The sequence below is a fragment of the Dyella sp. AtDHG13 genome, assembly GCF_003201105.1.
Lineage (GTDB): Bacteria > Pseudomonadota > Gammaproteobacteria > Xanthomonadales > Rhodanobacteraceae > Dyella > Dyella jiangningensis_B.
The window spans coordinates 480964-493370 of the sequence record NZ_QICJ01000002.1; the positions used below are offsets into that span (position 1 = coordinate 480964).

A 12407-nucleotide genomic window follows, 5' to 3' on the forward strand; every position below is an offset into this window, starting at 1 on the left:
TGGAAACGTGAGAAGCCAAGACTTTTTGCAAGGGGGGCAACCGCAGCACGTTAACGACATCTCGTCGTAACTTTGTTTGTGCATACAGCGGATCTGACGGGTGCAGTGTCATCTCCCTGCCCTGACCACATCAATCGGATTGCTCTGAAGCGAAGGGTGTGTGCGGCGTCTGGATGGAGTGCGGCGTGTCGATGCGTTGCGTGGTCCCGGATTACGCCGTTGGCTTCATCCGGGCTACGGGCTCTACGGTGTCGGGCCTAGCATGGTTTGAGGTGCGAGTCTGTCGTCTCGATGGATGCCGCGTTCATTAGCGGGCGACGACTACAAATACCGGGTCGCTTCGTTGTAGCTTCTCGCCATCGTCGCTGCGTTGGGGTGGGCATGGGCGAAGGCTTGGCGAAGGTGGGTCTGCAGCAGCTTGCGCGGGCTGCCGGCATGTACGTGGCTACCCTCGTGACGCATGGGCTGACGTTTGCCCTGTGGAATCACCGGGGGGATCTGCAGATGATCCTGCTGACGGGGCCCATGGCGCTTCCCGTGCTGATGCTGTCGGCCCGCCGGTATTGGCCGGCCTATGGAGTGGGCTGGTGGGCGGCCATGATGAGCTTCATCGTGGCCCGGGGTTATCCGTTGCCGGGCATGGCGTTGGCTTACCTGGGGTGCGTGTTGTTGCTCTATGGGACGGCGCTGCTGCTGGAGCGCTTTCGCGGCGACCAGTCGATCGACGATTTTCCGCGCCTGTGGTGGTTCCTGCTGGTGGCGGCGGTGCTGCTTCCGCTGACGACCACCGGCATGGCGCTGTGGCTGAACACCCTACTGCCCACCATCCCCTGGCTGCACAAGCAGTGGTGGCATATGGCGCTGGCGATGGGCTTGGGCTTCGTGTTGCTCACGCCGGCGGTGCTTAGCCTGAGCAACCCTGCGTCGGCCCTGCGCCGAGATATGCCGGGCATGCGCGTATGGCTGGTCACGGCGCTGATACTGGTCCTGCTCTGGGTGGCCTGGGGCCTGCTGGGGAATATCGACACGCTGCGGGCCATCCTGCTGATCGCCCCTGCTCCGCTGCTGATCTACGTGGCTCTATGCGCGCAGATTCCTGGCGTGAGTGCGGTCAACATGGCGCTGGGCGCCATCGCCATGCAGCTCAGCCTTTCGGGGCACGGCCCTTTCCTGCAGGGCGATGCGCAATCGAGCACGCTCACCGTGCAGCTGTGGATGCTGGGCATGTCGGTGGTGTCGCTGCTCTTTGCGGCGCTGGTGGAACAGCGGCGTACCGTGCGCAACGCGCTGTTCGCCAGCAGCAGCGAGGCGCAACACCTGGCGGGACGTCTTATCGTGGCGCAGGAACAGGAACGCGCGCGCGTCGCACGCGACCTGCATGACGATATCAACCAGCGGCTGGCGCTGGCTTCCATGCACCTCAGTTCGCTGCGCCAGAAGGTCGAGGAGCACCATCGCCACGACGTGACGCAACTGCAGAACGAACTGATCGCGCTTTCGGGCGACGTTCGCGCGCTTTCGCACGGCCTTCATCCCAGCACGCTCGAGCACACGGGCCTGGCATTGGCGCTGGGCGAGCTGTGCCGCACGCATCGTCATCGCAGCGGGCCAACGATTGCACTCCACATACCTGAAGAACCGGACGGCTTGCCTTGCGAGGTCACGCTCTGCCTTTACCGCGTCACCCAGGAAGCGCTGAGAAATGCGTTGAAGCATGCCCACGCCAAGCGTATCGACGTTGCGCTGACCATCGCCGGCGACCAGGTGGAACTGACCATCACGGACGACGGACGCGGCTTCGACGCGCAGTCGGGCGGCTGGCAAGGGTTGGGCCTGATGAGCATCAGTGAGCGCGCCAGACTGCTGGGCGGCAGTTGCCGGTTGCGCTCGGCGTTGGGGGAAGGCACTCAACTGTGCGTGTGCCTGCCGTTGCAGATGCCGTCCTGAGGGCGTGCGATCCTGGATTCCGCCGTTGGCTTCATCCGGGCTACGAAGCACCAAGCCGCCTTCACTTTCGCTTCGCGAGACGGTGCCCACTGTGGCGCGCGGCTGGCGCTGTCGATGATCTTTCCAAGAGGGAGTTTGCATGAGTTTCACGCTCAATCACCCGCTGGTGGTGTTTGTCCTGTCGCTGGCCGGCATGTGGATCGCCGAGCGCATCGGCTCGTGGTGGGTTCGCCGGCGCGTGCGGGACAAGGATGCGTGGGTGGATACCTTCACCGTAGTCCAGGGCGCCACGCTCACGCTGCTGGGGCTGATCATCGGCTTCAGTTTTTCCATGGCGATCAGCCGCTACGACCAGCGCAAGAATTACGAGGAAGCGGAGGCCAACGCCATCGGCACGGAGTACGTGCGGCTTGACCTGCTGCCACCGGAAGACGCGATCAAGCTGCGTCCTCTGCTGATCAACTACCTGGACCAGCGCATCGCCTTCTACCAGACCACAGACCGCAGCGAGCTGCCCGCCATCACCGCGCGCAAGAACGCGCTGCAGGCCAGCCTGTGGTCGGCCATGGCCGCGCCTGCCAGCCAGCAGCCCACGCCCATCACCGCCCTGGTGGTGGCCGGCATGAACGACGTGCTCAATTCGGAAGGCTATACGCAGGCCGCCTGGTGGAATCGGATTCCGGTCGCCGCCTGGCTGCTGATGATGGTGGTGGCGCTGGGCAGCAACTTGCTGGTGGGCATGGGCTCGCGCAAACCGCCATCGGAACGCGGGCTGCTGCTGGTGCTGCCGATGGTGGTGGCGGTGTCCTTCATGCTCATTGCGGACATCGACAGTCCGCGTGGCGGGCTTATCCGCGTCGCCCCGCAGAATCTGCAGGCACTGCGCGCATCGCTGCCCCATGGCTGATGGCATGCTTCACAGCAGGGACAAGGCATAGGTCAGCCCCCACAGCGCCACCTGCAAGGTCAGCACGGGCCGCACCCGGCGCCATTCGTGCCTGCCGGCCAGCGCAAAGCTGGCCATGATCGGAATCTGGCCGAACATCAGCAGGATGGAGATATGGTCCGCAGTGCCTTCGTCGTGGCGGGGCGCGTGGAGGCCATGGCGGACAAGGTCGGCCACGATCATCCCGATCACCACGAGGGACATCAGGAGCGGGGTCGTGCCGTTCCAGCGCAGTAACGGCGGGGTGCTGTCGGCTTGGGGGTTCATGGGTGGATTCCACGGTTGGCCGCATGCGGTGTTCGTCACCGTCATCCTTGCGAAAGCAGGGATGACGGTGAGGGTGGGTGTGCCTTGAGGGCAAATCCTGGGTCGTCGTAGAGGCTAGCGTGCGGATATGGCGCGGGGATGGCGAATGACGACCCACCGTTGCCATGAAGGCCAGGCTCCGCCCTGCTCCACCACAAACCCATCACAGATCGCCGCAGAGACTGTGCGCATCAAACGGGGGGCAAGGCATGCCGGGGCGGCGCGCGTCGTTCGGTGGCGCCGATTCCGAGCCGCATGGAGACGGCGCTGCGATTGTCCTTTCCCCAGGGCCAGCCGCTGATCGGGGACAACGCGCGTACATGCCAGCCACCCTGCCGCCGGGCAAATCGATCCAGCAGCGTTTCCGCTACGTCGTCACCGAGCTGTACCTGGTGGTGGTGGGTCTGGTGCTTTCCCTGTTCGGCCTGCAATGGCAAGGCTACCGAGACGCCCACGAAGCGAAGAAGGAGTTCACCGCGCTGCAAGCGGCGCTGCACGCCATGGCGGACGTGTCTGCCGAACGCCGACCCGCCTACGCAGTAATCGTGCTGGACGAGCCGACGCCCGCGGAATGGCTGGTGGCGTTGAAGACCGCCCGCGAGAGCACCGACGCACGCATGGCCGAGCTGGGCGCCGCGCTGCGCGATCCCGATTGCAGTCATTGCGCCATGTTGTTGCCCACCTGGGAGCAGGCTTACGACCAGATCGCGCTGGCGCGCCGGGAACTGGACGCCATGCACCACCACACCGGAACGGACGCTCAGGTACTGGAAGCGTTTGGCCATCTATCCGATGCCATCCCGAGGCTGTCGTCCATCGCGGAGATCGATGCCGTGGGCGTGATCCGCCAGAACGCCGACGTGCAGAGCTACCTGCTGGTCGCGCGCCTGTCCGGGCTGCTGCGGGAGCAGGCAGGCATGATCGTGTCGCAGTTTGGTCCCGCCGTGATTTCCCGGCGCGCGCTGACCGACCAGGAAGCCTTCGACATCGCCCGCACCCTGGGCAAGATCGAACAGCTCCGCCTGCTGTTGCTGCCCAGCGTGCGGATCCTGCCGCCCAGCCTGCAGGCCGATTACGACAGGCTCGACAAGGTCTATTTCGGCGAAGCGCTGATCTTTCTGGACCAGGTGCGGCAGGACGCGGCCCGCTCCGGTGGCGTGAGCGAATCGCCGCTGCAGCTGGCGGAACGCTATGGACCACTGATCGCACCGATCAACACCTTCCGCGATGACGCCATGGCCCTGGCGGGCAAGACCATCGACGAAAGCCTGCGTCAGCACGTCGTCTACCTGATCGCCAGCGGCATCTTCGCCGCGGTGCTCACGGGCATGCTGATGTTCCTGATCTGGCGATTCCGCGAACGTATCATCCAGCCGGTGGCGGAGGCACGGCGTTTCATCCTGGCGATTGCCTCCGGCAACCTGTCGGCCGTGCTGCCCCGAAAACGCTACAGCAGCGAGGTGCAGGAGCTTTTCAGCGCGCTCATTGTGCTCAAGGAGAACGGCACGCGGCGCCTGAAACTGGAGAAGGAACGCAAGCGCATGATCGGCGAGCTGCGCGTCATGGCCGAAACCGACGCCTTGACCGGCCTGCTCAACCGGCGCGCCTTTGAAACCCGCACGCGCGTGCTGCTGGCCGACAAGCGCAGCCATGACCCGGTGGTGGCGGTGATGATGATCGACATCGACCACTTCAAGCGCGTCAACGACACCTACGGGCACGATAACGGCGACAAGGCGCTGGTGATGCTGGCCAATGTCTGCCGCGAAACGATGCGCTCTGACGACATCGTCGCCCGCTTCGGCGGCGAGGAGTTCGTGGTGTTGTCGCGCGTGCAGGCCGCGCAGGAGGGCCAGGCCCTGGCCGAGCGGCTGCGGCTGCGCCTGCACGATGAAAAGGTTCTTACCCTCGACGGCCAGACGTTCGGCTTCACCATCAGCATCGGCGTGGCTTTCGCGCTACGCGACCAGGGCACCGCCATCGACGTCGAGCAGTTGTTGCGGGAAGCCGATGCCCTGCTCTACCGCGCCAAGCAGAACGGCCGCGATCGCGTCGAAACCGAGGTCGCGTGAAGCATCACGGGCGCTCGGGCGTCGCGTCGTCTGGATACAGCACGCCGGCCAGCAGCGGCCAGCGCTTGCGTGCCGCGTCGCGCACCGCCTTCAACTGGCTATCGAAATAGCGCGCGGGGTCGATGCCTTCAACGTGGCGCGCATAGGTTTCGATGTCGTTGGGAAGCATCCGTTCGTCCGCATCGCGTGGCGCGGTCATGGCTTGCCCTCCATCCAGACGCCTTCGGGCGTGTGGATCACGTAGCCGCTGGTGGTGCCCAGTGTCACGGTGTTCTCGTTCTCGCCGACCAGGCGCGTCTGCGGCAGGTCGTGCGCGTATTGGTCCAGTGCGGGCCCGTTCGGCTTGAACGGGCTGTTGGCCACTAGGTTGGACATCAGCTGCGCCAGGGCCAGGTAGCTGGTGGGCGTGTCGATGGAAACGGCATGCCCCGGCGCAGCCTTGGCGGCGGGCAGGCCGACGAGCTTGACGCCCACCGGCACGTTGATGATGCGTGGCGTGGGGATTTCGCGCAGGCCGGATATCTGCCCCGCGTCGCCGCGCAACGCCGCGCCGTGTTCGGGCACGAACACGATCACGGCCTTGCGGCCTGAGTGCTCGATCACCTCGGTCAGCCGGTCGATGTCGCCCAGCAACCGCGTCAGCCGCACGGGATAGGACTGCAGGCTGGTCATGTTGTTGTTGGGCAGGCGGTTGCCGTCGTGCATGGTCACCGTGTTGTAGTAGAGCGCCACCGGCCCGCCGCCCTTGGCGGCAACGCCTTGATACCAGCGTGCGAGCGCGTCGTAATCGTTGACCAGCTGGGAGCCGTCGAATTCGCGCATGAAGGGCGGCAAGCCATCGGTGGATTGCGGCTGGATGCCGGCGCGGCCGATCTCGCGCTGGATGGTGCCGATGAAATCGTCGAAGCGGCCGTTGTGGTTCATCATGAACTGCACGTCGTAACCGGCGGCGGCAAGGTCCGCGAACACGTGGCATTCCTGCGGCGCCGCGCTGTACAGGCCCTGGTGCGGCTCCTGTCCGCACGACGCGCGCAGCAGGCGTATCGCCGCCGGGCCGCTGTAGCTGGCCGCGCTGCTGAAGTTCTTGAACACGTAGTCGAATTTGCCGAACAGCGCGTTGTCGCGCATGTTCACCACGTCCAGGTCATCCCACGACAGCGAGCAGATGTGGATGACGATGATGTCGAACGCCGCCTCCGGGTCCTTGTCCGCCGGAAAGAACGCCATCCGACGCGCCTGCTCAGCGTGGTGGAACGCGGCCAGTTGCTCGTCGTAGCTGCCCGTGGCGCCGCTGGCGCCGGCATTGGCCGCCTCTGCATCGGCGCGCGGGTTGGCGGCCGCAACGTTCTGGCCCTGGCCGGACTTGGCGATCAGCGTGCCCATGCCCTGCCACAGCGGAAAGACGATCAGCGCCAGCAGCACAAACGTGGTGACGCGCACCCACCGATTGACGATGGCATAGACCACGATGACCAGCAGCGGCACATAGACCATCGCCGGCGTGAACACGCGGCGCGCCAGTTCCAGCATGTAGCTGGGCGAGAACGTCGCCAGCGCGGGAATCTGCCGGAGCACATAGCCGAACGGCGGCAGGTTCGATTCGTGATAGAGCAAGGCCGCGCCGGCCAGCACCGCCGCCACCTGCCGCGCCACGCGCTGCCAGCGCTGGCGCAGGGGCACCAGCAGCGCCAGCGCGAACAGCACGTTGAGCCACCAGACCGGCTGGATGCTGCCCCTGGCGAACAGGCCAAGCTTGGCGATGAAATAGAGGTTCCAGAATCCCATGCGTTACCCCGTCACTCCGAGCGTCGCGGGTGCCGCACGAACACGGCTTCCGCGGCGTCCAGGCAGGCATCGAAAAGTCGCAGCACGCCCTGATAGCCCATCTCGATCACCTCCACGAAGCTGTGCAGCGGCGCATCGGGAACCAGTTCCTCTTCCCAGCGCACCCAGGCATCGGCGCGGCCAAAGGTGCACTGGATCAGCTGGGTTTCCTTCTCGTACGACCACTCCTCGAACTTCAGGCCCAGGCGGTTGCCGCTGTTGCGCGCCACCACGGCGGGGAAGTAGTAGTCGATGTCGCCGCGCGACAGCGCCACGCCCAGCGGCGCGCCGCGCTCCAGCGGCAATGCTTCAGGGAGCACGATGCCCAGGCCGCCGGTGGAATAGTTTTCCGTGCGGCAGGCGATGGTCTTGCCGTCGGCCAGCACCAGGGTCGCCGGCACGTGCAGCGGCACGTGGTGCGATACGCGCACCTGCCTCGCCTCCTTGGCCACGCCTACCGCGGCGCCGAGCATGGCGACGTTGAACAGCGACCACACCATGTTCATCAGCACCGTGACCGGCTCGTCGCGCTGCACGGTGAAGATGCGCACGACGCCGGCCACCAGCCCGGCAAGATTCACCGCCAGCAGCCACACGTAGGGCTTGGACGTGGACCAGTCCAGGTATTCGTCCTCGATCAGGCCACCCTTGGCCGTGACGTTGAACTTGCCCTTCTTGGGGTTGATGAAGGCGATGGTCGTGGGCAGCACGGTGTACCACGCCAGCACCGATTCGTAGACCTCGGCCCAGAACGAATGGCGGTACTGGCCCTGGATGCGCGAGTTGGCCAGCCCGGAAATGAACAGGTACGGGAACACATACGCCATCACCGAGATCGCATCCGCGCCGAACACGTGCAGCCCGAAGAACAGGAAGGCGCACGGCATGGAAAGAAAGATCAGGCGCGGAATGCCGTAGAAGAAATGCAGCATCGCATTGCTGTAGCAAATGCGCTGGAAGAACGTGAGGCCCTTCTTCAGCCACGGGTTGTCGAGGCGGAAGATCTGCGCCATGCCGCGCGCCCAGCGGATGCGCTGGCCGATGTGGCCGGACAGGCTTTCCGTGGCAAGCCCCGCCGCCTGCACGATGCGCAGGTAGGCCGTGCGATAGCCGCGCCGATGGATCTTGAGCGAGGTGTGTGCGTCCTCCGTGACCGTTTCCACCGCGATGCCGCCCACTTCCATCAGCGGCGCGCGGCGGATCACCGCGCACGAACCGCAGAAGAAGGTGGCGTTCCAGAAGTCGTTGCCGTCCTGGATCAGCCCGTAGAACAGGCTGCCCTCGTTGGGAATGCGCAGGAACGTGTCGAAATTGCGCTCGAACGGATCGGGCGAGAAGAAATGATGCGGCGTCTGCACCATCGCGCACTGGGGGTCGGCGATGAACTCGCCCATCGTGGTCTGCAGGAACGAGCGCGTGGGAATGTGGTCGCAATCGAAGATGGCGACGAACTCGCCGCTGGTCAGGGCCAGCGCGTGATTGATGTTGCCGGCCTTGGCGTAGCGGTGTTCCTCGCGCGTGAGGTAGCCCACGCCCACCGCGTCGGCGAAGCGCGCGAACTCCTCGCGGCTGCCGTCGTCCAGCAGGTAGACACGCAGCTTGTCGGCCGGCCAGTCCATGCTCTTGGCCGCCAGCACCGCCGGGCTCACCACCGTCAGCGGCTCATTGTAGGTGGGGATATAGACGTCCACCGTGGGCCAGCTGTCGGTGTCTTCGGGCAGCGGCTTGGGCTGGCGGTTCAGCGGCCACGCGGTCTGGATGTAGCCGAAGAATAGCACGATCCAGGTGTAGATTTCCGCGGCGAACAGCAGGTAGCCGAAGATCGCCTCGACGGGCGTGGCGAAGTTGAGCGTCTGGGTGATGCGCCACCACATGTAGCGCCCGGTCATCAGGATCGACAGCGACACCATCAGCATGGTCGGCCAGCGCCCGGGAATGCGCCGCGCGATGATCATCACCGCGCATACCAGCACGAACAGTCGGAACTGGTCGGCGATGGCCAGCGGTGTGGTCCAGAACGCGACGGCCACCACGAAGGCGAGCAGCAGGATCACCTGCTTGAGGTAGGGCACGCGATCCAACCCGGACGACCACTCGTCCACGCGCTGGCCCACGCGCGCCCACGGCACTGTCGGCAGGCGCGAGGACACCGCGCGCCCTGCTCGCCCCACGACGCCCTGCACGGGCGCCAGCCACTGGCCGATGCGACCCAGCAGCATCGAGCCGCGGCGCGCGCCACGGTAGTGCCGGGCGCTGCGCAGGTTGGCCGCGAGCCGCACGCGACGACGGCGCGGGCGGAAGAACAGGCGCCACAGCCATGCACCCGCGCTTTCGTCTGGCTCCATGCCCAGTTCGTCGCGCAGATGGCGGCCCAGGCGTTCGGACGCTATCGCCGGCCAGTCGCGCTGCCCCGCGCGCGGCGCGCGGAATATCAGCCGCAAGGCCCACATGCCACGCCCGGCATCCGCGTCGATATCCATCTCCCGCGCCATCGCGCTGCGCAGGCGCGACCGCATGGAGGCGAACGCCGGCCGGCTCATGCCTTCGCTCCCGCGGCCGGTTGGTGGGCGGCGTGAATCCAGTTCGACAGCCACGACGCCAGACCCTGCAGATCATGCGCGGCCTGGGAATGCGGCGCGGCCTGCACGAAGTTCTCGTTGCGGGCGAGCGCCTCGGGAATGCCGGTGTCGGCATGCACGCGATACACGGAAAGCTCGGCGCCCAGCGCGTCGCGCAGCAGCGTGAGGATGTCGGTGTGCAACTGCGATGCCGGCGAGGCCGCGTTGGCCACGTACACGGTTTCCTTGCCCAGCGCCTTCAGCTCGCTGCGCAGGCGCGGCAGCGTGGCGCAGGCCAGCGGTTGCGGCGGAAGCACCACCAGCACTAGATCGGCAGCGGCGATGGCCTGCGAGGCATGCACGGACGGCCAGGCCGGCGTATCGACCAAGGCCACGCCATGCCCCGGCAGATCGATCCGCGCCAGCAGATCGCGCAACCACGTCGGCTGCTCGTGCAACACCGCGGCGATGGCCGCAGCCGTCTCGGCGTCCGGCCCGCGCCCGTCGCCCCTGGCGCCGCCCCAGGGCAGCCACAGCACGCCGTCGTCGGTTTCCAGCGCGGCATCGCTCCAGTCGTCGGTGGGCGACACCACGTGCGACACCAGCCCACGGCGCGCCGGCGTGCGCAGGCCGCAGTAGAAAGTGAACACGTTGCGCGGATCGCATTCCACCGCCAGCGCCGCGTGCTTGCGTGCCATCAGCAGGCCGGCCAGCGCGACGGTGAGCGTGGTGCGCCCCGCGCCACCGACGGGAGAGACGACGGCAATCGTCTTCATGCCTTTCTCCCCGCCGCGCCCTGGCGCTTTCCGCGAATCACCAGCGGCTCCAGCTGCGACGGCAACTGGATCTTGCGCCGACGGAACAGCGCGCGCGAACGCCGCAGCCAGTAGCCCACGCGGAACCGCCACCACAGCCACGCCAAAGGCGCGGCAAGCACGAGTCCCCAGATGAAGTAGCCCAGGAAGATGCTCATGGCCGCCCTACCCCCGCGCCTTCAAGGGTAGCGACGCCGGGCGCGCCGGCGCGCGTGCGGTGGCCGGCGTGATGGCCGCGGCATCCGTGGCGCCCAGCATGGGCAGCACAGGCTTGTGCTCGCTGGCGGGCTCGGGCGCGGCTTCCTTCTCCTGCACTTCCGCCAGGCCGGTCTGCACCGGTTTGGCCGGCTCGACCAACCCGGTGTAATCGGGCGGCGGGAGCTCGGCGATATCTTCTTCCAGCGCGTCGAGCGCGGACTGGATGGTTTCGCGGTCGCCGCAACGCAGCTCGCCCCGGAACAGGTCCGAAAGCGGCCGCACGAATACCCGTTCCATCGCCTTGCCGGCCTCGTCCACGTGGCAGGCGAAGAAGAACACGTACACGCTGTCGCCGCTGGCGGTGCACAGGTCGCCGGTGCGGCGGATACGGCAGGCGTTGAGCGCATCGATGGCCGCCACGTCGTGTTCCAGCGGCAGGCGCAGCAAGACATTCGGCAAACGGATCGGACGGCTGCGCTCGATCGCCTCGCGCACCAGCGCGATGAAGCGATGCGCGGGCACGTAACCGGTGGTGGAATCGCGCATCGCCGCGGACAGCGCCGCGCGGTAGTCGTCCGGCACGGGACGCGAGAACAGCTGCCCCTGCACGCCATCGACCGCGATCTCCACCTGCGCCAAAGGCATGCTGCGCGGAATGATCGCGTTGGCGCCCAGGGTGAGCATGAGCAGTTCGTAGCGAATGCTGACGTTGTCCTCGCGAATAAGGATCTTCAGTGCCTTGCCGCACTGCCGGCGCAGGAAGTTCACCTGCTTGGCCAGCGTCGCCAGGCTGACGTCGATGCCGTAGTGCAGGATCACCGTGGCGGCCACCGCACGGCTTGCCGCCGACACCAGCGCCTCGTTGTCCGCCAGCACCTGCCACGCCTTGGGCACCACGCGCTCGCGCGCCACCGCATCGTGCGACACCATCACCACGGCCTCGTCGGGCGCGAGCATGCCGATGCCTTCGCCGCGCTCGCGGTCGGCATCCATCACCGCCACCAGGCGATGGCCGCTGCCGGAGAAGCGCAGCGGAATGGATTCCGTCGCCGACAAGGCGCCGCGATTGTCCCGCCAGAAAGCCACCTCCCAGCGGAACTCGCCCTGCACGTGCACCAGCTGCGCGGCGCCGGCGAACTGGATCTGGAAATCGGTCAGCGGCCGGAAATCGCCGCTCTGCTCTACCAGCGGCGGCAGCATGACCAGCAACACCGTGTGGCGCGTCTGCGCGCACCAGCCGGCCAGCGCCGCGCCCTGGCGGATCAGCGCGGCGCGATCCTGCCAGGCGAAGCACGCCGCCACGCCCTCGATCAGGATCGGGCTGGACGGCGCCGCACATTGGGCGGACAGCGCCTGCAGCGATTCCATCAGCACGTCGCAGCCATCGCGGTTCGGCGGCAGGCGCAGCGAGCAGACGTTGGACTTGGGGTGCACCGCGCCCGGCTGGTCGATGTCCGTGCCGTGCTGGCGCAAGGCCTGCGCGATGTCGTCGGCCGTGCGCGTGGAGAGCACCGTTACCGGAGTGAGCAAGGCGGTGGCCGCGGTTCTCCAGAACAGCGCGTCGCGTGCCGGCGAACGACTGGCGTACACCGCGTACACGCATCCCGTCGCCAGCGCGGACAGAGACGGCGGCAGGCCTTCGATGGCCAGTGACTGGTTCAGGCGCAGGCGCGCGCGCGGCGAGCTGCGGTCGCTGGCGTCGGAGGCGGCTGGAGGAAGGTTCGTCACGGCTCTCGTCCCA

Annotated in this window: 10 protein-coding genes; 3 read left to right on the forward strand and 7 right to left on the reverse strand. The window is 66.7% G+C overall.

All coding sequences use genetic code 11. The features are described 5' to 3' along the window. Positions 1-381: 381 nt before the first annotated feature. A complete protein-coding gene (locus tag BDW41_RS05070; protein ID WP_074551082.1) occupies positions 382-1947 on the forward strand; it encodes an ATP-binding protein in 1566 nt (521 codons plus the stop codon). A gap of 139 nt (positions 1948-2086) precedes the next feature. Next, entirely contained in the window at positions 2087-2854 is a 768-nt protein-coding gene (locus tag BDW41_RS05075) for a hypothetical protein (protein ID WP_074551081.1), read from the forward strand. A 9-nt stretch (positions 2855-2863) separates the two neighbouring features. On the opposite strand, the gene BDW41_RS05080 is transcribed toward BDW41_RS05075, so the two are convergent. Continuing rightward, positions 2864-3160 carry a hypothetical protein gene (locus BDW41_RS05080; RefSeq protein WP_074551079.1) on the reverse strand — a complete coding sequence of 99 codons (297 nt, stop codon included), beginning with the start codon at positions 3158-3160 and terminating at the stop codon, positions 2864-2866. Between the two features lie 359 nt (positions 3161-3519). Between BDW41_RS05080 and BDW41_RS05085 the strand changes: the two genes are divergently transcribed. Then, on the forward strand, positions 3520-5271 hold the full coding sequence (locus tag BDW41_RS05085; protein WP_074551077.1) for a GGDEF domain-containing protein: 1752 nt from the start codon (positions 3520-3522) through the stop codon (positions 5269-5271). A 4-nt stretch (positions 5272-5275) separates the two neighbouring features. Here BDW41_RS05085 and BDW41_RS05090 read toward each other — a convergent pair whose 3' ends face one another. Genes BDW41_RS05090 through bcsE form a run of 6 tightly spaced genes read right to left on the reverse strand, consistent with a single transcriptional unit; the run spans position 5276 to position 12394 of the window. After that, positions 5276-5470 carry a hypothetical protein gene (locus tag BDW41_RS05090; RefSeq protein ID WP_074551075.1) on the reverse strand — a complete coding sequence of 65 codons (195 nt, stop codon included), beginning with the start codon at positions 5468-5470 and terminating at the stop codon, positions 5276-5278. After that, a complete protein-coding gene (bcsG, locus tag BDW41_RS05095) occupies positions 5467-7056 on the reverse strand; it encodes a cellulose biosynthesis protein BcsG (protein WP_074551073.1) in 1590 nt (529 codons plus the stop codon). Before bcsG ends, BDW41_RS05090 begins: the two co-directional genes overlap by 4 nt. An 11-nt stretch (positions 7057-7067) precedes the next feature. Beyond that, positions 7068-9635, reverse strand: a complete 2568-nt coding sequence (gene bcsA / locus BDW41_RS05100) for a UDP-forming cellulose synthase catalytic subunit (protein ID WP_074551071.1) — start codon at positions 9633-9635, stop codon at positions 7068-7070. After that, the gene (gene bcsQ / locus BDW41_RS05105) at positions 9632-10429 is read right to left on the reverse strand and encodes a cellulose biosynthesis protein BcsQ (protein WP_074551069.1); all 798 of its coding nucleotides are present in this window, start codon (positions 10427-10429) and stop codon (positions 9632-9634) included. The genes bcsA and bcsQ overlap by 4 nt, the downstream gene beginning before the upstream one ends. Beyond that, positions 10426-10626: a hypothetical protein gene (locus tag BDW41_RS05110; RefSeq protein ID WP_074551067.1), complete on the reverse strand. Its 201-nt coding sequence runs from the start codon at positions 10624-10626 to the stop codon at positions 10426-10428. The genes bcsQ and BDW41_RS05110 overlap by 4 nt, the downstream gene beginning before the upstream one ends. A gap of 7 nt (positions 10627-10633) precedes the next feature. Continuing rightward, positions 10634-12394 carry a cellulose biosynthesis protein BcsE gene (gene bcsE / locus BDW41_RS05115; protein ID WP_074551066.1) on the reverse strand — a complete coding sequence of 587 codons (1761 nt, stop codon included), beginning with the start codon at positions 12392-12394 and terminating at the stop codon, positions 10634-10636. Between the last annotated feature and the right edge of the window lie 13 nt (positions 12395-12407).

Coding starts and splice junctions, on each gene's coding strand:
- BDW41_RS05070 (WP_074551082.1), top strand. CDS start 382: ATGGGCGAAGGCTTGGCGAAGGTGGGTCTGCAGCAGCTTGCGCGGGCT.
- BDW41_RS05075 (WP_074551081.1), top strand. CDS start 2,087: ATGAGTTTCACGCTCAATCACCCGCTGGTGGTGTTTGTCCTGTCGCTG.
- BDW41_RS05080 (WP_074551079.1), bottom strand. CDS start 3,160: ATGAACCCCCAAGCCGACAGCACCCCGCCGTTACTGCGCTGGAACGGC.
- BDW41_RS05085 (WP_074551077.1), top strand. CDS start 3,520: ATGCCAGCCACCCTGCCGCCGGGCAAATCGATCCAGCAGCGTTTCCGC.
- BDW41_RS05090 (WP_074551075.1), bottom strand. CDS start 5,470: ATGACCGCGCCACGCGATGCGGACGAACGGATGCTTCCCAACGACATC.
- bcsG (WP_074551073.1), bottom strand. CDS start 7,056: ATGGGATTCTGGAACCTCTATTTCATCGCCAAGCTTGGCCTGTTCGCC.
- bcsA (WP_074551071.1), bottom strand. CDS start 9,635: ATGAGCCGGCCGGCGTTCGCCTCCATGCGGTCGCGCCTGCGCAGCGCG.
- bcsQ (WP_074551069.1), bottom strand. CDS start 10,429: ATGAAGACGATTGCCGTCGTCTCTCCCGTCGGTGGCGCGGGGCGCACC.
- BDW41_RS05110 (WP_074551067.1), bottom strand. CDS start 10,626: ATGAGCATCTTCCTGGGCTACTTCATCTGGGGACTCGTGCTTGCCGCG.